General features: G+C 68.0%; 24 protein-coding genes. 8 read left to right on the forward strand and 16 right to left on the reverse strand.

Annotated elements, in window-relative coordinates; genetic code table 11:
• The first annotated feature begins 32 nt into the window (after positions 1 to 32).
• Both OPF83_RS01040 and OPF83_RS01045 read left to right on the forward strand, forming a co-directional pair.
• On the forward strand, positions 33 to 695 hold the full coding sequence (locus OPF83_RS01040) for a TrkA family potassium uptake protein (RefSeq protein ID WP_264885349.1): 663 nt from the start codon (positions 33 to 35) through the stop codon (positions 693 to 695).
• 76 nt (positions 696 to 771) lie between these two features.
• Positions 772 to 1,431, forward strand: coding sequence for a TrkA family potassium uptake protein (locus OPF83_RS01045; RefSeq protein ID WP_264885554.1), 660 nt, complete (start codon positions 772 to 774; stop codon positions 1,429 to 1,431).
• Here the strand turns inward: OPF83_RS01045 and OPF83_RS01050 are convergent.
• Positions 1,406 to 2,107: a hypothetical protein gene (locus tag OPF83_RS01050; protein WP_264885350.1), complete on the reverse strand. Its 702-nt coding sequence runs from the start codon at positions 2,105 to 2,107 to the stop codon at positions 1,406 to 1,408. The two genes, OPF83_RS01045 and OPF83_RS01050, sit on opposite strands and share 26 nt — an antisense overlap.
• A gap of 48 nt (positions 2,108 to 2,155) precedes the next feature.
• On the opposite strand from OPF83_RS01050, the gene OPF83_RS01055 reads away from it, so the two are divergent.
• Both OPF83_RS01055 and hrpA read left to right on the forward strand, forming a co-directional pair.
• The gene (locus OPF83_RS01055) at positions 2,156 to 2,344 is read left to right on the forward strand and encodes a hypothetical protein (RefSeq protein ID WP_264885351.1); all 189 of its coding nucleotides are present in this window, start codon (positions 2,156 to 2,158) and stop codon (positions 2,342 to 2,344) included.
• Positions 2,345 to 2,377: 33 nt separating this feature from the next.
• Positions 2,378 to 6,292, forward strand: a complete 3,915-nt coding sequence (gene hrpA / locus OPF83_RS01060; RefSeq protein WP_264885352.1) for an ATP-dependent RNA helicase HrpA — start codon at positions 2,378 to 2,380, stop codon at positions 6,290 to 6,292.
• A 44-nt stretch (positions 6,293 to 6,336) separates the two neighbouring features.
• On the opposite strand, the gene nrdR is transcribed toward hrpA, so the two are convergent.
• Positions 6,337 to 6,792, reverse strand: coding sequence for a transcriptional regulator NrdR (nrdR, locus tag OPF83_RS01065; RefSeq protein ID WP_264885353.1), 456 nt, complete (start codon positions 6,790 to 6,792; stop codon positions 6,337 to 6,339).
• Positions 6,793 to 7,592: 800 nt separating this feature from the next.
• On the opposite strand from nrdR, the gene lexA reads away from it, so the two are divergent.
• The gene (gene lexA, locus OPF83_RS01070; protein WP_264885354.1) at positions 7,593 to 8,258 is read left to right on the forward strand and encodes a transcriptional repressor LexA; all 666 of its coding nucleotides are present in this window, start codon (positions 7,593 to 7,595) and stop codon (positions 8,256 to 8,258) included.
• 44 nt (positions 8,259 to 8,302) lie between these two features.
• Here lexA and hflX read toward each other — a convergent pair whose 3' ends face one another.
• Together hflX and dapF are read right to left on the reverse strand one after the other, a co-directional pair.
• Positions 8,303 to 9,751 (reverse strand): GTPase HflX, encoded by a 1,449-nt coding sequence (gene hflX, locus OPF83_RS01075; protein WP_264885355.1) that lies wholly within the window; start codon positions 9,749 to 9,751, stop codon positions 8,303 to 8,305.
• Positions 9,752 to 9,834: 83 nt separating this feature from the next.
• The gene (gene dapF / locus OPF83_RS01080; protein WP_264885356.1) at positions 9,835 to 10,719 is read right to left on the reverse strand and encodes a diaminopimelate epimerase; all 885 of its coding nucleotides are present in this window, start codon (positions 10,717 to 10,719) and stop codon (positions 9,835 to 9,837) included.
• Positions 10,720 to 10,838: 119 nt separating this feature from the next.
• Between dapF and OPF83_RS01085 the strand changes: the two genes are divergently transcribed.
• Complete coding sequence (locus OPF83_RS01085) at positions 10,839 to 13,028, forward strand: malate synthase G (protein WP_264885357.1); 2,190 nt, start codon at positions 10,839 to 10,841, stop codon at positions 13,026 to 13,028.
• A 135-nt stretch (positions 13,029 to 13,163) separates the two neighbouring features.
• Here OPF83_RS01085 and OPF83_RS01090 read toward each other — a convergent pair whose 3' ends face one another.
• The 3 genes from OPF83_RS01090 to OPF83_RS01100 are packed head-to-tail and all read right to left on the reverse strand — an operon-like array spanning position 13,164 to position 15,606.
• Positions 13,164 to 13,910 (reverse strand): IclR family transcriptional regulator, encoded by a 747-nt coding sequence (locus OPF83_RS01090; protein WP_264885358.1) that lies wholly within the window; start codon positions 13,908 to 13,910, stop codon positions 13,164 to 13,166.
• A complete protein-coding gene (gene miaA / locus OPF83_RS01095) occupies positions 13,907 to 14,905 on the reverse strand; it encodes a tRNA (adenosine(37)-N6)-dimethylallyltransferase MiaA (protein WP_264885359.1) in 999 nt (332 codons plus the stop codon). Before miaA ends, OPF83_RS01090 begins: the two co-directional genes overlap by 4 nt.
• Complete coding sequence (locus tag OPF83_RS01100; protein ID WP_264885360.1) at positions 14,902 to 15,606, reverse strand: hypothetical protein; 705 nt, start codon at positions 15,604 to 15,606, stop codon at positions 14,902 to 14,904. The genes miaA and OPF83_RS01100 overlap by 4 nt, the downstream gene beginning before the upstream one ends.
• Positions 15,607 to 15,844: 238 nt before the next feature.
• On the opposite strand from OPF83_RS01100, the gene OPF83_RS01105 reads away from it, so the two are divergent.
• Positions 15,845 to 17,239: a DUF349 domain-containing protein gene (locus OPF83_RS01105; RefSeq protein WP_264885361.1), complete on the forward strand. Its 1,395-nt coding sequence runs from the start codon at positions 15,845 to 15,847 to the stop codon at positions 17,237 to 17,239.
• Positions 17,240 to 17,355: 116 nt separating this feature from the next.
• On the opposite strand, the gene OPF83_RS01110 is transcribed toward OPF83_RS01105, so the two are convergent.
• From OPF83_RS01110 to pgsA, 9 genes are all read right to left on the reverse strand, one after another.
• Positions 17,356 to 17,928 carry a hypothetical protein gene (locus OPF83_RS01110; protein ID WP_264885362.1) on the reverse strand — a complete coding sequence of 191 codons (573 nt, stop codon included), beginning with the start codon at positions 17,926 to 17,928 and terminating at the stop codon, positions 17,356 to 17,358.
• Complete coding sequence (gene miaB / locus OPF83_RS01115; RefSeq protein ID WP_375546183.1) at positions 17,925 to 19,505, reverse strand: tRNA (N6-isopentenyl adenosine(37)-C2)-methylthiotransferase MiaB; 1,581 nt, start codon at positions 19,503 to 19,505, stop codon at positions 17,925 to 17,927. The genes OPF83_RS01110 and miaB overlap by 4 nt, the downstream gene beginning before the upstream one ends.
• A gap of 14 nt (positions 19,506 to 19,519) precedes the next feature.
• On the reverse strand, positions 19,520 to 20,131 hold the full coding sequence (locus tag OPF83_RS01120; RefSeq protein ID WP_264885363.1) for a regulatory protein RecX: 612 nt from the start codon (positions 20,129 to 20,131) through the stop codon (positions 19,520 to 19,522).
• The gene (recA, locus tag OPF83_RS01125) at positions 20,131 to 21,234 is read right to left on the reverse strand and encodes a recombinase RecA (protein ID WP_264885364.1); all 1,104 of its coding nucleotides are present in this window, start codon (positions 21,232 to 21,234) and stop codon (positions 20,131 to 20,133) included. The genes OPF83_RS01120 and recA overlap by 1 nt, the downstream gene beginning before the upstream one ends.
• Before the next feature lie 226 nt (positions 21,235 to 21,460).
• Positions 21,461 to 21,655, reverse strand: a complete 195-nt coding sequence (locus OPF83_RS01130; RefSeq protein ID WP_264885365.1) for a DUF3046 domain-containing protein — start codon at positions 21,653 to 21,655, stop codon at positions 21,461 to 21,463.
• Positions 21,656 to 21,728: 73 nt separating this feature from the next.
• A complete protein-coding gene (locus OPF83_RS01135; protein ID WP_264885366.1) occupies positions 21,729 to 22,562 on the reverse strand; it encodes a PspA/IM30 family protein in 834 nt (277 codons plus the stop codon).
• A 110-nt stretch (positions 22,563 to 22,672) separates the two neighbouring features.
• A complete protein-coding gene (locus tag OPF83_RS01140; protein ID WP_264885556.1) occupies positions 22,673 to 22,987 on the reverse strand; it encodes a helix-turn-helix domain-containing protein in 315 nt (104 codons plus the stop codon).
• 71 nt (positions 22,988 to 23,058) lie between these two features.
• Entirely contained in the window at positions 23,059 to 23,568 is a 510-nt protein-coding gene (locus tag OPF83_RS01145; protein WP_264885367.1) for a nicotinamide-nucleotide amidohydrolase family protein, read from the reverse strand.
• Entirely contained in the window at positions 23,565 to 24,146 is a 582-nt protein-coding gene (gene pgsA, locus OPF83_RS01150; protein WP_264885368.1) for a CDP-diacylglycerol--glycerol-3-phosphate 3-phosphatidyltransferase, read from the reverse strand. Before pgsA ends, OPF83_RS01145 begins: the two co-directional genes overlap by 4 nt.
• Positions 24,147 to 24,222: 76 nt before the next feature.
• Here pgsA and OPF83_RS01155 point away from each other — a divergent pair, with 76 nt between their 5' ends.
• Complete coding sequence (locus OPF83_RS01155) at positions 24,223 to 24,513, forward strand: YciI family protein (RefSeq protein ID WP_264885369.1); 291 nt, start codon at positions 24,223 to 24,225, stop codon at positions 24,511 to 24,513.
• Positions 24,514 to 24,554 lie beyond the last annotated feature (41 nt).

Consider the following 24,554-nt stretch of genomic DNA (forward strand, 5'->3'; position numbering starts at 1 on the left):
GCACGTGGTGTGCGGTGAGGAGTGAGACCACCATGAGGGTCGTCATCATGGGGTGCGGGCGCGTAGGCGCCGCACTCGCCACCGAGTTGGACGCCTCCGGATACGAGGTGGTCATGGTCGACCGGTCGTCGGAGGCCTTCGACCGGCTACCCGAGGGGTTCACCGGACGTACCGTCACCGGGATCGGGTTCGATCGGGCGGTGCTCGACGAGGCGGGTCTCCGGGGAGCAGGTGCCTTCGCGGCCGTGTCCTCCGGGGACAACTCGAACATCATCGCGGCACGCGTCGCCCGCGAGTCCTTCGGCGTGGAGCGGGTGATCGCCCGGATCTACGATGCCGGACGTGCCGAGGTCTACGAGCGTTTGGGGATACCCACGGTGGCGACCGTCCCGTGGGCGACCGGGAGGCTCGTCCGGTACATCACCGACGGGTCGAGTCCTGTGGTCTGGCGCGACCAGACCGACTCGGTCTCACTCGTCGCGCTCGACGCGCCCGAGAACTGGGTCGGCTCTCCCGTCGAGACGATGGCGGCCGCCGCGGGAGGTCGTGCCGTGACCGTCACCCGATTCGGTGAGTGCTCGCTGCCCGGAGCGGACACACTCGTCCAATCCGCCGACATCATCCATCTCGCACTACCGTCGACCTCTGTCACGGAGCTCGACGACCTCCTGAGGCAAGGACCGGTCGATGCCTGAGAACCCGGTACCCGATTACGCGGACGGCGCGGGACTGCTCGGTGACGCCCCGGCACGTTCCGCCCAGTCGACCAGCCTGCGGGTCGTCGTGGCTGGCGCCGGGGTCGTCGGTCGCTCGATCGCCCGCGACCTGCTGGGTGGCGGCCACGAGGTCGTACTCATCGACAAACGCCGATCAGTGTTCGACTCGGATCCCGTCGACGGGGCCCGCCAGGAGGTCGGCGACGCGTGCGAGATGAGTGTGCTCGCACGCCTCGGTGTCGAGGACGCCGACGTGGTGGTGGCGGCCACCGGAGACGACAAGGTCAACCTGGTCGTGAGTTTGCTCGCCAAGACGGAGTTCGCAGTGTCCCGGGTAGTCGCCCGCATCAACGAACCCCGCAATGAATGGCTGTTCGACGACCGCTGGGGCGTCGACGTGGCCGTGTCCACGCCGCGGCTCATCGTGTCCGTGGTCGAGGAGGCGGTCTCGGTCGGGGACGTCGTTCGGCTGATGACACTGCGCCGCGGCGGGGCGAACATCGTCAGTGTGACGTTGCCCGAGCAGACACCGCTCGCCGGCCGGCCCGTGGGGCGTGTCAGGCTCCCCCGCGACGTCGCCCTGGTCGCGATCCTCCGCGGCGGTCGCGTGGTCGTCCCCGAGCCCGACGTGCCGTTCGAGCCCGGCGACGAGCTCCTCTTCGTGGCACCGGAAACCGCAGAGAAGGAGCTCAGTCAGGTGATCCTGCAGGGGTGACGGTCACCGAGATCTCACGGCCGTAGTCCCATCCCGGGGCGAGCGGAAGGGCATCGCCACTCCAGAACCTGCCCGGGTCGTACCAGCTCGTGTCGCCCGCAGGGAGCAGTATCCCCATCGACTCGAGGGTGGCACCCACGACCTCCGCGCAATATGCGGCCTCCAGCCTGTTCCCGGCGCCCTTCGGGCCCGATTCCCCCGGAGCTCCGGGGTTCTGCGTGCGGGTGTCCCGCTGCGCGCCCCGTGCGGACCACCGGCCACGAGCCCACCGGGCTGTGAGACGGCCGGCGGACGGGAACGACACCCCGTTCAGTCGGGCGATCGACTGTAGGAGTGCATCCTCGTGCTCCGTGCCGACTTCCGGACTGAGCTGCCGGAACCACGCCCTCTGGCCGTAGGGGCCAGTCCATTGACGAACGGCATCGGCGAGGACGTGGAGTTGGACACCGCGCTGCTTCTTACCCGTCCACACGTCAGGCAGCGCACGCCCCATCTCCGCGTGCCACATCAGTGGCGGCATGTCCTCGAGAACCACCGCGATGCCGACGTGGTTCACGGGAGAATTGGTGAGCGTCTGGATGAGGCGGTCCGCAACAGAGTGCCCGCGGAACACCCACAGATCCCCGGTGCGGGTGCGTTCGACGGCGGCGGCCAGTGGCACGGTGTCGACTGTCATGGACCGATCCTGCCAGTCACCCGTCCGAACCGGCTATAGGCTCGTCTCATGGCACCCCGAGGACGACAGTGGCTCAAACTGCTCGGCGCGGCGGGTGTGGCGGGCGTCGCCGCCTCCGGAATCCTCGCCGCACGATCCGAGCGCCAGCGTCGCGCATACGAGCCGGACGAGATACGCGAGCGACTCCACAGCCGGTACGCGCAGATCCAGTCCCGCCGGGAGAGCGGCGACGACTGAGCTCTGCATTGGAATCGTTATCCTTGCGACACCATGTCGTCGTCCTCTGCGCCCTCCCCTGAACTCCGCCGGGCCCGCCACGAGCTGCTCGTCCGGCTCGACGAGGTCGGCACCCTCGACGCCCACCGTCTCCGGTCCCGGATCCGTCGGGCCCGTCCCGATCAGCTGACCGAACTCGGTGACCGGATCGACCGTGCGGCCGAGCGTCTCGCGCGACGTGCCGGGGCCATACCGGTGCCCGAGTACCCACCACAGCTTCCCGTCAGCGCCCGTAAGGACGAGATCGCCGCCGCGATCAGGGACAACCAGGTCGTGGTGATCGCCGGTGAGACCGGGTCCGGGAAGACGACCCAGATCCCCAAGATCTGCCTCGAGCTGGGGCGGGGCGTGCGTGGGATGATCGGGCACACGCAGCCGCGGCGCCTGGCGGCCCGGTCCGTGGCGGAACGTATCGCGGAGGAACTCGGTGCGGAGTTCGGCGGCCTGGTCGGTTCCGCCGTGCGGTTCGGCGACCACACCTCGGCGGACACCTCGGTCAAACTGATGACCGACGGCATCCTGCTGGCCGAGATCCGCCGGGACCGACTCCTGCGCGCCTACGACACGATCATCATCGACGAGGCCCACGAGCGCAGTCTCAACATCGACTTCCTCCTCGGCTACCTCAAGCAGATCCTGCCCAAGCGTCCCGACCTCAAGCTGATCATCACGTCGGCGACGATCGACCCCCAGCGTTTCGCAGACCATTTCGCCGACGCCTCCGGCAGATCTGCACCGGTCATCGAGGTCTCGGGCCGCACGTACCCGGTTGAGATCCGGTACCGACCGCTGCAGGTGGAGCACGCCGACCAGGTGATCGACCTGGACCCGCTCGACGCACTCGCGGACGCGGTGGCGGAGTTGTTGCGTGAGGGCGACGGCGACGTGCTGGTCTTCCTGTCGGGAGAGCGGGAGATCCGCGACGCCGAGGAGGTCCTGCGCGGCCGGAAGTTCCGGAACACCGAGATCTTCCCGCTGTTCGCCCGACTCACGGCGGCCGAACAGAACAAGGCCTTCCGTGCCCACTCGACCCGCCGCGTGGTGCTCTCGACGAACATCGCGGAGACGTCGGTGACGGTCCCGGGCATCCGCTATGTCGTGGACACGGGTCTCGCCAGGATCTCGCGGTACTCCACACGGACGAAGGTCCAACGGCTCCCGATCGAACCGGTGTCGCAGGCTTCCGCCGCCCAACGTGCCGGCCGCTGCGGCCGCGTCGCCGACGGCATCTGTATCCGCCTGTACTCCGAGGACGACTTCGAGACGCGACCGGAGTTCACCGACCCCGAGATCCTGCGGACGAACCTCGCGTCCGTGATCTTGTCGATGGCCGACCTCGACCTGGGTCCGGTGGATGACTTCCCGTTCGTGGAGCCTCCGGACCGCAAGGCGGTCCGGGACGGGATGACCTTGTTGACCGAACTCGGGGCCCTGGAGGTCGACGACGACGAGCGGCCACGCCTGACGGAGGTGGGCCACGACATGGCGGTCCTCCCACTCGATCCCCGGCTGGCGCGCATGGTCGTAGAGGGACACCGGAACGGCTCGCTCGGCGACGTCCTGGTCGTGGTGGCCGCGTTGACTGTGCAGGACGTCAGGGAGCGTCCCGCCGAGGAGCGGGACAAGGCCGATCTGCTGCATCGCCGGTTCGTCGACAAGACGTCGGATTTCCTCGGTTACCTCAACCTCTGGCGTTACCTCACCGAGCAGCGTCGGGAACTCTCCGGAAGCGCGTTCCGCCGGATGTGCAGGGACGAGTACCTGCACTGGCTCCGTATCAGGGAGTGGCAGGACCTCACTACGCAGCTCCGGAGCATGTGTCGGGAACGAGGCTGGCATCCGCCGTCAGGCCAGGCCTCGGAGGACGATCTCCACAAGGCGATCCTCTCGGGGTTACTCACCAACGTCGGCATGCGGGACGAGGAGACCCGTGAGTTCCATGGGACACGCGGTATCCGTTTCCAGGTGTTCCCCGGATCCAACCTGTCCAAGAAGCCACCCCGGTGGGTGATGGCATCGGAGCTCGTCGAGACCTCCCGGTTGTGGGCTCGCGATGTCGCGCGCATCGATCCCGCGTGGATCGAGCAGATCGGCGCGCACCTGGTCCGCAGTCAGTACTCCGAGCCCCACTGGTCGGATAAGCAGGGCGCGGCCATGGCCTACGAGAAGGTGCTCCTGCTCGGTCTCACCGTGGTCGACGCCCGCCGCATCCTGCTCTCCCGGGTGGATGCGCCACTCGCCCGCGAGATGTTCGTCCGTCACGGCGTCGTCGAGGGCGGCTACGCCACCCGCGTCCCGGTGATCCGGGAGAACGCCGAGGCCGTCCGCGACGCCCGTGAACTCGAGACTCGGAGCCGACGCCGGGATCTGGTGATCGACGACGAGGGACTCGTCGCGTTCTACCTCGAGCGACTACCCACCGACATCACCTCGGGCCGGCATCTCGAATCGTGGTGGAAGAAGAAAGGGCACAAGCAACCTGAAGCACTCCGCCTGGCGCCGTCGGATATCCACACCTCCGTGTCCGGGCCTGATGCCGGAGATTTCCCACCGTTCTGGCAACAGGGCGAGCGTCGATTCGCCCTCAGCTACGAGTTCGAGCCCGGGGGCGCGGCGGACGGGATCACCGTCAGGATCCCCCTCCCGCAGCTGTCCTCGGTCACCACCGCAGGGTTCGAGTGGCTCGTCCCGGGCTTACGCGAAGAGCTCTACACCGAGATGCTGCGTACGCTGCCCAAATACCTGCGACGGATGTGCTCTCCCCCGGCCGAGTACGCGGCACTGCTGGCCGAGGACGTGGTTCCGCGCTCGGCACCACTGTCCGTCGCCCTGGCCCGGGCACTCGGTGAGCGGATCGGCACGAGCATCGATCCGCGGGAGTTCCGTTCCGATCAGCTCCCCGACCATCTCGTGATGCGATTCGAGGTGATCGACGGTGACGCCGTCATCGACTCAGATACTGATCTGCGAGCACTTCGTACCCGCCTCACCGACACGGTGCGCCAGACTCTCAACGAGAAACTGATACCGGACGACGGACCGTACCGCGAATGGACGGCGGACACGATCGGTGACCTTCCCGATTCGGTCACCGGTGTGGTCGACGGCGTCGAGGTGACGGTCTTTCCGGCCCTCAGTGTCCGCGACGACGGAATCCACCGCCTCGCCTGCGCCACCGCAGAGGAGCGGAGGACCGCCCAGGCGAAAGCGGTCCTGACCTTGCTCACGGCCGATCTCGTCCCACCTGCATCGATCCTGCGAGGACGCCCTGTCGAGCAGCGCTTGGCGCTGACCCAGTACCCGCACGGCGGGATCGACGCGCTGGTGGAGGACGCGGCTCTCAGTGCGTGTGCTCGACTCGTCGCCACGCGTCACGGTGCGCCTGTCCTGCACGTAGCGGACTTCCAGAAGCTCCGTGCGGCGGCGCGGTCGGAGGTTCCCGGGACGGTGGCGACAGCGATCTCCACTGTGGTCATGGCGATGGTGGCAGCGCAGGCGGTGTCGTTGAGACTGGACTCGGCCCCGCGACCGCTCCGGGAGGCGATCCTGCCTTCGCTCGACTACCTGGTGGGCAAGGGATTCCTGGCCCGACATCCGGCCACTGTGCTCACTCATCTCGAGCGCCATGTCCGCGCGGTCGGGATGCGCCTGGACCTCGCCGAGAAGTCGCCGGAAAGGCACGAGGAGCTGACTGCTCACCTCGCCTTGTCGGAATCGCTGGTGGAGGATGCGAGCGCCGCTCTACGTGGGCGTCCGGGCGGAGCCAGAGCGATCCGCGAGCTGCGGTGGATGGTGGCGGAGTATCGGGTCGGGTTGTTCGCGCAGTCCCTCGGTACTGCGCGTCCCGTGTCCCCTGAACGGATCCGACGCGCGGTCAAGTCCGCTCTCGCGCCGAAAGATACGACGTGACCAAGGCCTCGCGCTCCCTGAGGATGCAGGTCTACCCGGCCGGGTCAGCGGAGGGTCCGGCGTTCCTTCAATGCGACGATCTCGCGTTCGAAGTCATCAGCTGAACTGAACTGCTTGTACACCGACGCGAAACGCAGGTACGCGACCTCATCGAGGTCCTGGAGTGGTCCGAGGATCGCCAGACCGATCTCATGTGCCGCGACTTCGGCAGCGCCTTTCGCGCGAACCCTGTCCTCGACTTCCTGGGCGAGACGACGTAGTGAGTCCTCGTCGACGGATCGACCTTGACATGCACGCCGGACTCCACGAATCACCTTGTCGCGGCTGAACGATTCGGTCACACCATTGCGCTTGAGGACAGTCAGCAGTGGTGTCTCGAGCGTGGTGAAACGATGCCCGCACTCCGGGCATTCCCGACGCCGACGGATCGCCTGTCCCTCGTCCACCGACCGCGAGTCGATGACGCGCGAATCCTCGTTGTGACACTTCGGGCAGTACATCCCGTTACGCCCTTCGTCTCCTGACCATGAGACCCGAGGACATGACGCCCTCAGAACCCGGGACCGACCCTGTGCCGTCCCGATCACAGTCTAAAAGGCGCGACCCGCGATCACACGTAGGTGGGTCCGCCGAGGAACATCACGACGACGAGCATGAGAACCGCGAGCACGACACCACAGGCGAGCAGCGCCCAGGTCGGAACGTCGTCGATGACGCGCACGGGCGCCGCGGGCTCCACCGTGCACGCTCGAACAGCGTGCGTCGGCCTGACGAAGACGCGACGGCCGGGCGCGACCGGGGCCTGGGTAGTCGAACGCCTCGGACGCACCTGCTGCTGCGCGACCGGACGCGTTCGATCGACGTTGCCGAGGCCACCACGCTGACGTACAACCGTCTCTCCCGCCGGACGTGAACGACGCCCGACCGCCGGCATGCCCGTTCGCGATTCCTGGATAGCCACTCCCCTGTGACCAGCAGATTCCCGCGACACGGAGAGTCCGTGCTCCACCGGGCAGGCTTCGGTCCAACTGCGGGCAACACCGGAGATCGGCTGCAACTCCTGAACTGACATGTCCACTCCCTCTCGACGCGTTGTGCGACATTTGTTCGCACAAGCTTTGGCAACGTGCGAAACATCTGTTCGAACTCGAACACTGATCAAGTTGTATCACGGGGGTACGACAGAGTCACCATTCCGACCAGAAAAATTTCGAACAGGTGTGTGGCGCAGCGGCGATCCGCCGTCTAGTGTGTAGAAAGAGACAGAGGTCGAACATCCATTCGTCGAAGGGACTCCGGGATGTCCAAGCCGGACTTCGAGGCGCTCACGCCTCGCCAGAAGAGCGTTCTGTTGCATATCCACGACACGGTCAAGGACCGCGGCTATCCGCCGAGCATCCGCGAGATCGGGGACGCGGTGGGACTGCAGTCGACATCGTCGGTGGCCCACCAGCTGCGGACCCTGGAGAAGAAGGGGTTCCTGACCCGGGATCCGCACAAGCCCCGCGCGGTCGACGTCCACGGAGTGCCGGGGCAGAAAGGCCGAAGTCGTCGATCAGTGGCGGTGCAGGACCGTCCCTCCGGTGCGGCCGAGCCCGTCTATGTGCCGGTTCTCGGACGTATAGCAGCAGGGGGTCCGATTCTCGCGGAGCAGGCTGTGGACGAGGTGTTCCCGCTCCCCGCCGACCTGGTGGGTTCCGGCGAGCTCTTCATGCTCAAGGTCGTCGGCGAGTCGATGATCGACGCCGCTATCTGCGACGGGGACTACGTGGTGGTGCGCCGACAGAACGTCGCCGACAACGGTGAGATCGTCGCCGCGATGATCGACGGTGAGGCGACGGTCAAGACCTTCAGGAAAGACGACACCGGGGTTTGGCTCCTCCCCCACAATCCGGCGTTCAGCCCGATCCCCGGTGAGCACGCAACGGTCCTCGGCAAGGTCGTGACCGTCTTCCGCAAACTCTGAACTGTCGCGACGCGCCCGCGCCGTCTGGGTCCCGTGACCGGGACTCAGGCGGCGCCGTCGTGTGAACCGTCCACGGCGAACACCGAGAGTTCGCCGGCGATCGACTCCGGAAGTCGGACCACGATCCTGGTCCCGTCCTGACGGTGTTCCTCCTCCAGTACCGCACCCTCGGCATGCACGCGGGACACCACGTCCCCACGTGAGTAGGGGATCTGAAGAGTCACCTCCACATCGCCCGAGGCGATGATCTGCATGATCGTCGACATCAGGTCGTCAATGCCCTCACCGGTGACGGCAGAGACGAACACCGCATCCGGTACCGAATGGTGGAGCGAGGTGAGCACGAGAGGATCGGCGACATCGATCTTGTTGATCACGAGGAGCTCGCGCGGGCGCTGCGCGTTCTGTTCCTCGACCACCTCGTTGATCACCGCGCGCACCGCTTCGATCTGGCGCAGGGGGAACGGATCGGAGCCGTCGACCACGTGCAGCAACAGCTCGGAGTCCACCACTTCTTCGAGTGTTGACCGGAACGCCTCGACCAACTGGGTCGGGAGATGCCTCACGAATCCGACCGTGTCGGTAAAGACCACAGGCCGACCGTCCGGCAACTCCGCCTTACGAGTGGTCGGATCCAGGGTGGCGAACAATGCGTTCTGGACCAACACGCCCGCATTCGTGATCCGGTTCAACAAGCTGGATTTTCCGGCGTTGGTGTACCCGGCGATCGCGATGGACGGAACCGGTGTCGCCCGACGTCGGTGCCGTTTGGTGTCGCGAGCTTGCTTCATGCCCTTGATCTCACGACGCAGACGAGCCATCCGCTCACGGATGCGACGCCTGTCGGTCTCGATCTTGGTCTCACCGGGGCCACGGAGTCCGACACCACCGTTGCTACCCGCACGTCCACCGGCCTGGCGCGACAGGGACTCACCCCAGCCCCGCAGCCGGGGCATCATGTATTCCATCTGCGCGAGGGAGACCTGCGCCTTGCCCTCCCGACTCGTCGCGTGCTGCGCGAAGATGTCGAGGATCAACGCGGTGCGATCGATAACCTTGACGTTGACCGCCTTCTCCAGGGCGAGTAGCTGGCCACCCGTCAGCTCACCGTCGCAAATCACGGTGTCCGCCCCGGTCGCCGCGATGACGTCCCTGAGGGTGTCGACCTTCCCGGAACCGATGTAGGTCGCCGGATCCGGCTTGTCACGACGTTGAATCAACGCATCGCAGACCTCTGAGCCGGCGGTCTCGGCGAGTTGGGCGAGCTCGTCCATCGCGGCCTCAGCCTGCGCTGCCGAGCCTTCGGTCCAGACGCCCACCAGGACGACTCTCTCCAGACGCAGCTTTCGGTACTCCGCGTCGTTGACGTCCTGGAGTTCGGTGGACAAACCTGCAACGCGCCGCAGCGAGGAGCGCTCCTCGAGCTGCAGCTCGCCGATCGAGGGGTCGAGGTCGTTGTGGGGGCGGCCCGAGGCCGTGATGTCGTCAGTCATTCACGTCCATGATCGCACAACCGGCCGTGAACTGCCCGCGCAGATAAATCCAGGAACGGAGGCCCCGGATAATCCGCACCGGACTACACGCCCCGATACGTGCCCTGAGCAACGAGCACCGACGGACCGGTGAGGGTCGATCCCTCTCCGGTGAGGGTCACCGTGAGGTCACCACCGGGGACGGTGACCACGACGTCTCCCTCAGTCGAGCCGTTGTCTGCAAGCGCGGCGACCGCCGTGGCGACGACGCCGGTGCCGCACGACATGGTCTCCCCCGCACCTCGTTCGTGAACCCTCATCCGGACGCGCCCGTCTAACATCGGAGTGGCGATCTCCACGTTGACCCCCGCCGGGAAGAACTCCGAATCGAACTGCGGCTGCGCCTGCACTGCAAGAGCAGCCAGACCTTCGGCGTCGAGGTCCGGGACGACACAGGCCAGGTGGGGATTGCCCATGTCGATCGCCATCCCGGCGAACGTACGGTCACCGATCTGCACTGAGGACAGCCCCAGGAATTCCGGTTGTCCCATATCGACCCGGATGACCGCGCTGTCACCACCATGGTCGATGATCTCAGCCGGCCGAAGCCCTGATCGCGTGCCGACCCGCACCGAACCCACCTCGGCGCGTCCGGTCGAGACCAGGGCATGGGCGAACACCCGGACCCCGTTACCGCACATCTCGGCGATCGACCCGTCGGCGTTGCGGTAGTCCATGAACCAATCAGACGCCTCGACTCCTGCCGGCAGGGTGGACAGGACGCTGGCGGACAGCAGCGCTCCGGCCGTCGCGACCCGGAGTACTCCGTCCGCGCCGATGCCCCCGCGCCGATCACACAACCGTCGGGTCAGCGCGGCATCGAGGGAGAGCTCTGCGCGGTCGTCCGTGATGATGATGAAGTCGTTGAGGGTTCCGTGCCCCTTGATGAAATCGATTCCCGTGTCAGTCGCGCGGTAGGTCTGAGCCATGTGGGCCATGTTACTCGGCAGACAGTTCATTCCACACTGCGGAATCGGCAGATGAACCCGTGGTCGGCGCCCACTAGAGTCGGCGTCAAGAACGATCCCCTGATCAGAGGAGAGCATCGATGTCCGAGCGCATCACCGTCGGCGGAATACAGGTCGACAAGGTTCTGTATGACTTCGTCAATTCGGCGGCCCTTCCCGGGACCGGCGTCGATCAGGACGCCTTCTGGGCCGGTGCCGCGGAGATCTTCACCGATCTCGCGCCCCGGAACCGCGAGCTCCTGGCGAAGCGGGACGAGCTCCAGTCACAGATCGATGAGTGGCATCGCGCTAACCCGGCTCCGATCGACCAGGCTGCGTACAAGTCGTTCCTCACCGAGATCGGCTACCTGGTCCCCGAGCCGCAGGGCGTCACCGCGTCTACCGAGAACGTGGACGAGGAGATCACGTCCATCGCCGGCCCCCAGCTGGTGGTGCCGATCCTCAACGCGCGCTTCGCGCTCAACGCCGCGAATGCCCGCTGGGGATCGCTGTATGACGCGCTGTACGGCACGGACGCGATCAGCGAGGCGGACGGAGCGGAGAAGGGGTCGTCCTACAACAAGGTCCGCGGCGACAAGGTCATCGCCTGGGCCCGCGAGTTCCTCGACGAGGCCGCGCCTCTGGAGTCGGGAAGCCACGTGGGTTCGACCGGATACTCCGTCGTCGACGGTGCCCTCCGGGTGACCGTCGCAGACGGTTCCACCACCGGGCTCGCCGATCCTGCCCAGCTGGTCGGCCTGCTCGGTGACGCCGCCGCTCCGACGAACGTCCTGCTGCGTAACAACGGCCTCCACATCGACATCCAGATCGACGCGGCCTCGCCGATCGGTTCCACCGACTCCGCGGGCGTCAAGGACGTCGCGCTGGAGTCCGCCGTCACCACCATCATGGACTTCGAGGACTCCGTCGCGGCCGTCGACGCCGAGGACAAGGTCCTGGGATACACCAACTGGCTCGGTCTCAACCGCGGCGATCTGTCCGAGGACCTGGTCAAGGGCGGCAAGACCATCACACGCACGCTGAACGAGGACCGGGTCTTCACGGCCGCCGACTCCTCCGGAGAGGTCCGTCTCCACGGCCGGTCGCTGCTGTTCGTCCGCAACGTCGGCCACCTCATGACCACCCCGGCCGTACTGGACGCCGACGGCGCCGAGCTGCCCGAGGGCATCCTCGACGGCATCGTCACCTCGCTGTGCGCGATCCATGGCATGGCCGAGGGCAACGACCTCCGCAACAGCCGGACCGGGTCGATCTACATCGTCAAGCCGAAGCAGCACGGCCCCGAGGAGGTGGCCTTCACCACCGAACTGTTCGGCCGTGTCGAGAAGCTCCTCGGCCTTCCCACCAACACGCTCAAGGTGGGCATCATGGACGAGGAGCGCCGCACGACGGTGAACCTGGCCGCGTGCATCGCCGAGGCCCGCGAGCGAGTCGTGTTCATCAACACCGGGTTCCTGGACCGCACGGGCGACGAGATCCACACCTCCATGGAGGCCGGGCCGATGGTCCGCAAGGCCGACATGCGGTCGGCCGCGTGGATGCCCGCGTACGAGGACTGGAACGTGGACACCGGCCTCGCCCTCGGCCTCCGTGGCCGCGCGCAGATCGGTAAGGGCATGTGGGCCAAGACCGAACTCATGGCAGCCATGCTCGAGGAGAAGATCGGACAGCCCCGTGCCGGCGCCAACACCGCCTGGGTGCCGTCTCCCACCGGCGCCACCCTGCACGCGACCCACTACCACCGGGTCGATGTGGCCGCCAAGCAGGAGGAGCTCCTCGCCGGTGGCCGTCGGGCCAGCGTCGACCAGATCCTGACGATCCCGCTCGCCACCGCGGACACCGTCGCGGGCTGGACCGACGCGGAGAAGAAGGAGGAGGTCGACAACTCCTGCCAGACCATCCTCGGCTACGTCGTCCGCTGGGTCGAGCAGGGTGTCGGCTGTTCCAAGGTGCCCGACATCCACAACGTGGACCTCATGGAGGACCGCGCGACCCTTCGCATCTCCTCGCAGATGCTGGCCAACTGGATCCGCCACGGCGTCGTGACGGAGGAGTTCGTCGTGGACTCCCTGACGCGCATGGCCGCGGTGGTCGATGAGCAGAACGCCGGCGACGCCGAGTACCGGAACATGGCCCCGAACGTCGAGGAGTCGACGGCCTGGCAGGCCGCCCGCGAGCTGATCGTGGAGGGCACCACGCAGCCGTCCGGCTACACCGAGCCGATCCTCCACCGTCGCCGGCGCGAGTTCAAGGCCGCGAACGGCCTCTGATCGCCTCACGGTATCGGGGATCTCCCCGGTGAGGTGAGACCAGAGCCGCTACCAGCCCGACAGGGCGGGTAGCGGCTCTGCTGTCGTTCGGCTCTGCTCTCGTTCGGCTCTGCAGGCGATCAGCTGGTCAGACGATCAGCTCTGCAGACCCGCGACCGCATCGCGGAGAATCGCCACAGCGGCGTCCCGGCGGTCCTCGGTGAACCTGGCCTCGGGACCGGACGCAGAGATCGCGAACGCGGCCTCGCCGACACCCACAGCGATCGCCACGCAGCGGACGCCCTCTTCCTGCTCGGACTCGTCGGTGGCGAAGCCCAGTCGGCGAACCTGCCGGATCTCCTCCAGGAGGACGTCCGGGTCGGTGACCGTGGATTCTGTATAGCGGCGCATCCCGGCCCGGTCCAGCATGGCGCGGACCTCATCGTCGTCGTCCCCCGCCACCAACGCCTTGCCCACGGCGGTGCAGTGGACCTCCACACGGCGACCCACCTCGGTGAACATCCGCATCGAGTGCGGCGAGGGCACCTGGGCGAGGTACACCACCCCGTCCCCCTCCCGGACGGCCATGTTCGCGGTCTCACCGGTCCCCGCCACCACCGCGGCCAGGACGGGCTCGGCCCACGAGGCGGTGGCGACCCGCGCGGCCTCCCCGATCCGCTGCAGCCGGGGACCGAGGAGATAGTCGCGACTGACGTCACGGCGCAGGTGCCCGGACTCCGCGAGGGTCGCGCACAACCGGTGCACGGTGGCCGCGGCCAGTCCGGTGTCGGCCGCCAACTCACCCAGCGTCGCCCGGCCGCCGCGACGGCTCAGGGCGTCGAGGAGCGCGAACGCGCGATCCACCGACTGCACCCGCCCGCGACCGGATCCGTGCGTACTCATCTGCTGGCCTCCTCCAGATGTGCCCACGCCACCTCGACCGGCGTGGGCCCGTCCCCCGGCCGATCGACCGTGTCCGTGTCGATCCAGTGGATGCGGTGGTCGCGGCCGAACCAGGAACGCTGACGACGAACGTAGCGCCGCGTCCCGATAAAGGTCTGTTCCTCGGCGCGCGCCAGCCCGGCGTCGTCGATCGCGAGGTCGGGATCCATCTCGTCGAGCACCTGCGCGTAGCCGATCGCCTTGCGGGCCGTGACCCCCTCCAGCAGTCCGTCGTCGACGAGCGAACGCACCTCGTCGACCAGCCCGTCGGCGAACATGCCCGCGGTACGGGCGGTGAGCCGCTCGTCGAGTTCGGGCAGCGCGCAACGCACCCCCAGCATCCGGGTGCCCCAGCGGGGCTCACCGATGGTCGGACGGGACGCCGAGAAGGGTCTCCCCGTCAGCTCGATCACCTCGAGCGCCCGCACCGTGCGTCGCGGGTCGGTGGGCAGGATCTTCTGCGCAGCCTCCGGGTCCACCCGTGCGAGTTCGGCGTGCAGCGCCTCGACCCCGATCTCGGCGAGCCGGCGTTCGTAGACGGCCCGCACCTCGGGATCGGTGTCGGGGATCGACCAGCCGTCGATGAGTGCCTGCAGGTACATCATCGATCCACCACACAGGATGGGGACGTTCCCCCGCCCGCGGATCTCGGCGAGCTCACGCTCGGCCTCGTCGCGGAAGTCGGTGACACTCGCGGTCTCGGTCACATCGAGGACGTCGAAGCGGTGGTGCGGGATACCCCGGCGCTCGGCGACGGTGAGCTTCGCGGTGCCGATGTCCATCCCGCGGTACTGCTGCATCGCGTCACAGTTGATCACCTCGCCGCCGAGTCGCTCGGCCAGGTCCAACGCGAGGGCGGACTTCCCGGTGCCAGTGGCGCCCACGACCGCGATCGGTCTCGTGTCTCTCGAATCCGGCCCGCTCGTGGCCGTACCGCTCACACCCGTGCCCGTCATGCCCGCGTGCCCGGGGTCAGCTCGTGACGATCCCACCGGGCCGCGTGGTACCCGACGCCGAACGGAGCCCACGAGATCGCCTCCCGGGCCGCGGCACCGCCCACCAGGTCGTCCAGGAGCCGCCATGCCGGCCTGCTCCACCAGCCGATCTCCTCGGCCGTGTCCGCGCCGGGGTCGGGCAGTGCTCCCCCGTCGCGCAACCAGGCCGCCAGGCCTGAATCGAGCGCCACGCCGCGCGGGTCCTCCGGGACCGGCGCGCGAAGGTTGAGTGAGGCGGGGCCGTCGGCGGCGACGACGACGAGGTCGCCCTCCCCCAGCATCGACGCCCAGCCGGGTGTGCCCGCCTCGCCTGGGCCACCGGCGACGCCGATGAAGGTCCGCGGAACCTCCGACCCCGCCCTGTCCAGCAGCCACCAGGCGATCACGCACGTGTCCGGCACCTCGGCGTCCGTGGCCGCGGGATCTCCGGCCCGACCCACGCGGACATCGGCGCCCCAGCGTCCGAGTGTCGAGCTCCTGCCGGTCAGTCGCCGCCCGGCAGGGTCGGTCCCCACCACCACGACGCGGGTGACGTCGCGGTGCGCGTCCCGGATCAGCCCGTGCACCACCTCGAGCGGACCGGCACTGACGGCGGCGGCGGTGCCGGAGAGCTCCGGCACCATCACCGGGGCCCCGGGAACGAGAACGACTGGACTGTGCACGTCATGGAACTTTACTGGCCAACTGCGCCGGACCTGCCCCGGACTCGCCTTCCCGCGCCCGGTCGGCGGAGGTCGGCAGGTGCCCGTTCTGACGCCACGTGCCAATACAACCGACGAACTGCACAACCTTGGTACACACTAGGGGGATGCTGCCCCTCGACGGGTCGGCGTGGCGATGACCGGGCCCGCAGCCCGGCGACGGTGCCGTGGATACGCGGCAGAAGGAAACGAGGACCAGATGAGCGACCAGTCACCCACCGCCACAGGCGGCCAGGCCTCCGGCGGAGCGTCGCCGACCCCCGGGCCACGGCCGGGCCCGTCGCCCGCCGAGCTCGCGCGCAAGGCTGCTCCCCGCCCCTCGGGCACCGTGGCCCCACGGCCCGCCGCCGCACCGGACGCCCGTCCGTCGCGCGCCTCGGATCCGTCCGAGTGGGGCCGCGTCGACGAGTCCGGGGCCGTGTTCGTCCGTACCGCGGACGGCGAACGCCAGGTCGGTTCGTGGCAGGCCGGCGAGCCGGCCGAGGGTCTCGCGCATTTCGGACTGCGCTACGACGACCTCGTCGCGGAGGTGGCCCTCCTGGAGACACGCCTGGACACGCACCCCCTGGACGCCCGCAAGACACGCGCCTCCGCCCAGACCCTGGCCGAGCAGATCCCGACCGCCGCGGCGGTCGGTGACCTAGATTCCCTCGCCTCACGAGTCACCGCCGTGATCGAGCGCTCCGGAGAGGTGGAGACTGCCGCCCGCCAGCGCAAGGACGAGCAGCGCGAGGCCTCGATCGCCCGCAAGGAGGCACTTGCCGCCGAGGCCGAGGAGATCGGCGCGTCATCGACGCAGTGGAAGGCGGCCGGGGATCGACTGCGGGACATCCTCGAGGAGTGGAAGACCATCCGCGGAATCGACCGTAAGACCGATGACGCCCTGTGGAAGCGGTTCTCCAAGGCGCGGGAGGCGTTCAACCGTCGTCGTGGATCCCATTTCGCCGAGCTCGACCGCAACAAGGCCTCGGTGAAGAAGGTCAAGGAGCAGCTCGTCGAACGGGCGGAGGCGATGTCCGACTCCACCGACTGGAACGAGACGGCTACCGCGTACCGCAAACTGATGGACGAGTGGAAGGCGGCCGGAAGGGCACCGCGTGAGGCCGACGACGCACTGTGGAAGCGGTTCAAGGCTGCGCAGGACACGTTTTTCGACAACCGTCATGCGGCGGCCGCCGAGCGCGACGCGGAGTTCGAGGAGAACGCCACCGCCAAGGAAGCGCTTCTTGACCAGTACTCCGGTCGCATCGATCCGACATCTGACCTCGCGGCGGCCAGAAGCGCACTTCGGGAGCTCCAGTCCCGGTGGGAGGAGATCGGCAAGGTTCCGCGGAACAAGATGGGCCAGCTCGAGGGTCGGATCCGCGAGCTCGAGAAGTCCGTCGCCGACGCCGCCGACACGGAGTGGCGCCGGACCGATCCCGAGGCCAAGGCCCGCGCCGGACAGTTCTGGGACCGCGTGACGGATTTCGAGGAGCAGGCCGCCAAGGCCGATGCCGCCGGCAAGCCGAAGGACGCGGAGAAGGCGCGTACCCAGGCAGCGCAGTGGCGCGAATGGGCTGAGGCCGCGGAGAACGCGGTGGACACCCGCTAGGGCTCAGACCACGGGTCGCACACGGATCCGGGCGAGGGGTCGATGCGCCACAGGGGGCGGGACGCCCGTGCGTCCCGCCCCCTGTGGCGTGTGGATGGCCCTCTCGGCGAGTGCCCTCAGTGACCGTCGCCGTGCCGCGCGGACTCCTCCAGTTGGCGCTGTTCCGGGGTGCGCGACCACAGCACCGCGGCGAGGGTTCCCGCCAGGAGGACGAGCAGGATCTCGCTGAGGTACATGCCGATTCCCGGTGCACCGAAGCCCACAAAGTTCGGATCCACACCGCGGCCGGACTGGCGTAGCCAGATCGCGAGGACACCGTAGACGGCGGACACGCACGTCGCACACCACGCGATCCCCGCAGCCCACCACTTCTGGGTGAGGATCATGACCGCCCCGAAGCCGATAGTGCCGACCGCGTAGAGCAGGACGAACACGTGCGACGGCAGCGACGTCTCCTGCGATCGGGCGGCCTCGGTGAAAAACAGGACGTCGAGTCCCATGACTCCGGCGCTGTGCGGGAGCAACAGTGCCACGGTGAGTAGGGCGATCAGCACCAGCGACGCGACGTAGCCCTTGCCGATCACGAGGGTACGACCGAGCATGCGGTCTTCCCGGCGGAGATCGGACTCCGCCTGGCGGGTGACCTCCATGATCCCGGCGATGGGATCCGGACGATCCGAGGAACTCATGTGGGACATCCCTTCTCGATAACTGTCGACCCGAGGTCGGCCGGGCGCAGCGTGGGTAGTCCGAGTCCCACTCCGATCGGCGGGGTCGCGGGCTTCTCACCCGCTTCGTGCCGGTCGCCGGCTCTGGTCGCGCGGTAGGTCAGAATTCCGTCATCTGCGAGCAGATGATGCGGCGCTGCCGCGGTGATGCGGGTGGTGATGACGTCGCCGGGACGGACCCTGTCCGCGTTCTCGCCGATCGGCGTGAAGTGCACCAGTCGACCGTCACGGCCGCGACCGGTCATCCGGGCGGTCGCCGAGTCCTTACGGCCCTCGTGGGCGGTCACCAGCACCTCGACCTCGCGACCGATACGCGCCTGGTTCTCCTCCAGGGTGATCCGCTCCTGCAGCTCGATCAGCCTCTCGTAGCGCTCCTGAACGACGGCTTTGGGGATCTGGTCCTCCATAGTCGCGGCAGGGGTACCCGGTCGCGGGGAGTACTGGAAGGTGAAGGCGCTGGAGAACCGCGCCTTCTCGACCACGTCTAGGGTCGCCTGGAAGTCCTCTTCGGTCTCTCCCGGGAACCCGACGATGATGTCGGTGCTGATGGCGGCGTCCGGCATGGCGGCACGGACGCGATCGATGATGCCGAGGAATTTCGCCGAGCGGTAGGATCGGCGCATGGCACGGAGGATCCGGTCCGACCCGGACTGCAGTGGCATGTGCAGCTGGGGGCAGACGGTCGGGGTCTCGGCCATCGCCTCGATCACGTCGTCGGTGAACTCGGCCGGGTGGGGTGAGGTGAACCGGATCCGCTCGATCCCCTCGATCTGTCCGGCCGCACGGAGCAGTTTGGCGAAGGCATTCTTGTCCGAGGGCTCGTCCGGATCGTGGAACGAGCGACCGTAGGCGTTGACGTTCTGCCCCAGCAGCGTCACCTCGATCACGCCCTCGTCCGCGAGAGCCTGCACCTCGGCGAGCACTTCTCCGGGCCGTCGGTCAACCTCCTTGCCCCGCAGTGACGGGACGATGCAGAAGGTGCACGTGTTGTTGCAGCCGACCGAGACGGACACCCAGCCCGCATAGGCGGAGTCGCGGGTCGCCGGCAGGGTCGACGGGAAGTGCTGGAGGGAATCGGCGATCTCGACCTCGGCACGCTGGTTGTGTCGCGACCGCTCGAGCAGCGTCGCGAGGTGCCCCAGGTTGTGGGTGCCGAAGACCACGTCCACCCAGGGAGCACGGGACAGGACCGCGTCCTTGTCCTTCTGCGCCAGACATCCGCCCACGGCGATCTGCAGCCGGGGGTTGGCGTCCTTCCACGGCCGGAGGTGCCCGAGAGTCCCGTACAGGCGGTTGTCGGCGTTCTCCCGCACCGCGCACGTGTTGAAGACCACCAGGTCGGGAAGTGCGCCGGTCGCGGGGTCGGGCTCGCCCTCGAAGGGCACGTAGCCCGCCTTGTCGAGGACACCGGACATCCGCTCGGAATCATGGACGTTCATCTGGCATCCGAAGGTGCGCACCTGATACGTCCGGACATCGGCGCCGTCGACCGGGGCGTCCGCGAGTTCCGGCTGCTGTTCGGTCACGAGAGAATCCACGCAGGCCAGGGTACTCAGGACGAGGCGTGGGCCGCCAATTCCGAACGCACCACGGACATCGCCAGCCCCGTGGGATAACCCCGGCGGGCCAGGAACGCCACCAGACGACGCCGCTCCCCCGTCACCGCGTCCCCACGGAGGGCGGCATCAGGTCGGCGCGCGAGCCGGGCCCGGACCAGGCTCCTCGCCTGCTCCCAGTCGTCCGTGGTGTCGATTCCCGACACCGCGTCAGCGATATGCCCCTCGGCGATCCCCTTGCCCCGGAGCTCACGCTCGAGCGCTCCCCGCGACTTGCCGCGACGATTCCGCCGCCCGCGAACCCATTCCGCGGCGAACTCCGCATCGTCGATCAGGCCCCACACACGGAGTCGGTCGACCGCCTCGTTGACAGCCTCCCCGGCGAACTCCTTCTCTGACAGGCGCTGCCGCAGTTCGTGTTCGCTGCGGGGGCGATATCGCAGCAACCGGAGCGCCGCGGAAGCCGCCTCGTGGGCCTCTGGCGCGAGCGGCGGGAGATCCTCGGAGCCGGACGGTCGCGCCTGGACGGCCGCGATGGCCGCGCGCAACTCGTCCGGATCCATCCGCGTCCCGTCAGAACCGTGCGCCGCCGACCGCTGTTCCTCCATCAGAACTCGACGGGCACCACGTCGATCGGGGCGTCCTCATCCGACTCCGCCTCGATCTCCGCGATCTCCGCGCCGGCACCGATGTTGAGCTTGTCGAGGATCTTGCGCTCGATCTCGTCCCGCACCCCGGGGTTGTCCTTGAGGTACCGCCGGGCGTTCTCTTTACCCTGGCCCAGCTGGTCCTTGCCGTAGGTGAACCACGAGCCGGACTTCTTGATGAAGCCGTGGTCGACCCCCATGTCGATCAGCGAGCCCTCGCGGCTGATGCCCTCGCCGTAGATGATGTCGAACTCCGCGATCTTGAAGGGCGGCGCGACCTTGTTCTTGACGACCTTGACCTTCGTACGGTTACCCACGGCGTCCGCACCGTCCTTGAGCGTCTCGATACGACGGACGTCGAGCCGGACCGACGCGTAGAACTTCAGCGCCTTACCGCCGGTGGTGGTCTCGGGGGACCCGAACATGACACCGATCTTCTCGCGGAGCTGGTTGATGAACACCGCGGTGGTGCCTGTGCTGTGCAGGGCACCAGTCATTTTGCGCAACGCCTGGCTCATCAGGCGGGCCTGGAGACCGACGTGACTGTCCCCCATCTCCCCCTCGATCTCCGCGCGCGGCACGAGAGCGGCCACCGAGTCGATCACCAGGATGTCGATCGCGCCCGATTTGACGAGCATGTCGGCGATCTCCAGCGCCTGCTCACCGGTGTCCGGCTGCGAGACGATGAGATTGTCCGTGTCCACGCCGAGCTTGCGCGCGTACTCAGGGTCCAGTGCGTGCTCCGCGTCGATGAACGCAGCGATGCCACCGGCCGCCTGGGCGTTGGCCACGGCGTGGAGCGCCACGGTGGTCTTACCCGAGGACTCCGGGCCGTAGATCTCCACGACGCGACCCCGGGGGAACCCACCGACGCCGAGTGCCACGTCGAGCGAGAGAGCGCCGGAGGGGATGACCTGGACCGCCGGCCTGGTGTCATCCCCCAGCCGCATCACGGAACCCTTGCCGTAGGCCTTGTCGATCTGCGCGAGGGCCAGCTCGAGCGCCTGCTCACGGTTCTGCGCGTTGCCGGACTTACCGGACCCGGCCTTGGGCTTGGCTGCCATGTGTCTGCTCCGTTCGTGATCGACCCCCGGCACCTGCCGATCGGTCTGCTGTGTTCTCCGCTTGCGGACGTTACGGGCCGGGTACGACACGATCCGTCCGATCAGGCCCGGCGACCGCTCCCTGTGGAGGAACGACGCCCTGTGGACAGCGGGACGCGCTTGTTCACGCCGACGAGTATGCCACGAACGGATGTTCGAGGGGTAGCGACACGCCGCCCACGACGGGCTAGCGCAGTTGTTCGGAGACGTCGAACTCGTCACACAGCGCCCACCACACCTGCTTAACCGACTGCCCCTCGTCGATCGCCTCGTGTGCTGTCCGCCCCCCGCACGCTGCCAGGTGATGGTTGCGGACGAGATGGTCGGCCCTGAGTTCGCCGAACGCCTCGATCGTCCTCGCCTGGAACTCGGTCAGGGTCATCGCGGGTCCTCTTCACTTTCAGACACGGCGACGGGCCGCTGGCAACACTGCCGACGGCCCGTCGCCGCAGAGATCACTGCTGGTCGGTCTGCGCCTGCTGCTGCTGCGGCGACGCGGCCGGCTGCGACTGTCCCTGACCGAGCTGCCCGGCGGAACCGGTGCCCTGGCCGAGCTGCTGGCCGCTCTCCGCCTGCATCGACGCGCGGATCTGCTCGAGTCGGCTGTGGCCGGCCATCTGGGTGGAGGCCTGTTCGATCTCCATCATCCGGCCCTGCACCGAGTTCTGCGCCAGCTCGGCGGAGCCGAGGGCGTTGGCGTACCGCTGCTCGATCTTGTCGCGGACCTGGTCCAGGTTCGGGGTGTTGCCCCCGGACGACAGCTCGGACATCGACTGCAGGGACGCGCTGACCTGCTCCTGCATCTTGGCCTGCTCGAGCTGGCTGAGCAGCTTGGTGCGCTCGGCCACCTTCTGCTGCAGGACCATCGCGTTCTGCTCGACAGCTTTCTTGGCCTGGCCTGCGGCCTGGAGCGACTGGTCGTGGAGGCCCTTGAGGTCCTCGACGTTCTGCTCGGCGGTGACGAGCTGCGCGGCGAACGCCTCCGCGGCGTTCTCGTACTCGGTCGCCTTCTGCTGGTCGCCGTTCTGCCGGGCCTGGTCCGACATCTGCAGGGCCTGGCGGGTGGAGCCCTGGAGCTTCTCGATGTCCGCCAGCTGCCGGTTGAGCTTCATCTCCAGCTGCCGCTGGTTACCGATGACGGCTGCGGCCTGCTGCGAGAGCTGCTGGTGCTGCCGCTGCGCGTCGGCGATCGCCTGCTGGATCTGCACCTTCGGATCGGCGTGCTCGTCGATCTTCGAATCGAACAACGCCATGAGGTAGCGCCATGCCTTGGAAAACGGATTGGCCATCGCTGCGTAGTGTCCTTCTGCCGATTCGGACGACGGGTCGGTTCCACGTTACCCAACACCGCCGAGATGGGACCACCGGGATGTCTCCCCGGTTCAGATCAGTCGACCGCTCAGGCTGCCAGCACGGGCTCGGTGAAGGTCCCCGGAGGAGACACCTCCAGGGCCGCTCTGATCAGGATCTCGCCGAGTGACACGTCCAGTGCACTGGAGATGGAGGCCAGCAGCTCGCTCGAGGCCTCTTTCCGACCACGCTCGATCTCGGAGAGATATCCGGGGCTCACCCGTGCCGAGTCCGCCACGTCGCGCAGGGTGCGGCCGGTCTCCCCGCGCAGGCCCCGCAGGACCGTCCCGAGTGTCTCCCGTAGCAGCGGCGGCGTCGCGGGCTGGTCGGGTCGGGGCAACGTGGTCATCTGGATATTCGGCATCACGGGGTACAACGCATCACCGTCCGAAATCGTTCCCGTCGTCGTCGTCCCGGTCGCCACACCGTCGCCCGTCATCGCTGCCACTCCTCTCCCGCGCCGGTTCCCGGCGCTCTCGCCGCGTCCGTCACCAGCGCCAACGCCGCACCACATGTACGCTCCCGGATCTCCCGTCGGTCACCGGAGAGCGCCAACTCCACCGACCACGGTTGACGGTCCGGTACGCAGATCCCGACGTGCACGGTGCCCACGGCCACGCCCTCCTGCCTGTCGGGACCGGCGACTCCGGTCAGCCCGATCCCCACGTCGGCCCCGCACCTCCGGGCCGCACCGACCGCCAGCGCCCGGGCCGTATCCGCTGACACGGCGCCGTGCGTCTCGAGAACCTCCACGGGCACGTCCGCGAGGCTGTGCTTGAGTTCGGTCGCGTACACCACGACGCCACCTCGCAGGACGGCGCTGGCCCCCGGGACATCTGCGAGTGTTGCGGCGACGAGCCCCGCGGTCAGCGACTCCGCCGTCGCCACGGTCCAGCCCCGCTCACGCAGGGCTGCCACCACCTCGGTGGCCCCGTCGGTACTCACTGCTGCGCCGCCTGACGGGCCTTGACCAGATAGTCGATCCCCGAGTACGCGGTCAGCACCACCGCCACGCCCATCACGAACCACTCCACCGGCCACACCCAGTGCGGCAGCGGGAGGATCAACATGCCCACGCCGAGAGTCTGGGTCGCAGTCTTGAGCTTGCCGCCCTTGCTCGCCGCCACCACATGATCCACGCCGACGAGCCGCCACACCGTGATGCCCACCTCGCGGACGAGGATCACGACGGTGACCCACCAGAACAGTTCGTGGACGAGGGAGAGCGAGATCATCGCGGCCGCCATCAGCGCCTTGTCCGCGATCGGGTCGGCGATCTTTCCGAAGTCGGTGACCAGCTCGAGCTTGCGGGCCAGGTAGCCGTCGACGTAATCGGTGGCCATCGCGAGGGCGAACACCGCGAACGCACCCACCCGCCACCACGCGTCCTGGGCACCGTCGACGAAGAACACCACCACGAACACCGGGACCAGCAGGATCCGCAGGACCGTGAGGATGTTCGCGATATTGAGAACGGGGACCTCGGCGGTGGGGCGGCCGTCGCCGGTCGTGGAGGAAGTCACCCCCTCACCTTAGCGAGGCCGCGCGGCATACCCTTGACGGCACGACCCGCACGCCGGACCCCGAGGGAGAACACACATGGCACTCTTCGCCGTCACCTACCGCTACGAAGCGGAGCAGACCGCCGAGCGCGAGGCGAACAAGCCCGCGCACCGTGCATGGCTTCAGGCGAGGGTGGCCGACGGGGAGATCCTCACCGTGGGACCGTTCCTCGACGGGTCCGGGGCGTTGCTCCTGGTGGAGTCCGACGACGACGAGGCCGCCCGAGCCCTGGTCGCCCGCGACCCGCACTGCGTCGAGGGCATGGTCTCGGAGGTCGTCGTGCGCCCGTGGACGCCCGTGTTCGGGCTGCTGGCCGACGGCCACTGACCGACGAGACGAGGGCCGGGCGACATCAGTATCGCCCGGCC

The sequence above is a fragment of the Dietzia sp. NCCP-2495 genome (assembly GCF_026011735.1).
Taxonomy (GTDB): Bacteria; Actinomycetota; Actinomycetes; order Mycobacteriales; family Mycobacteriaceae; genus Dietzia.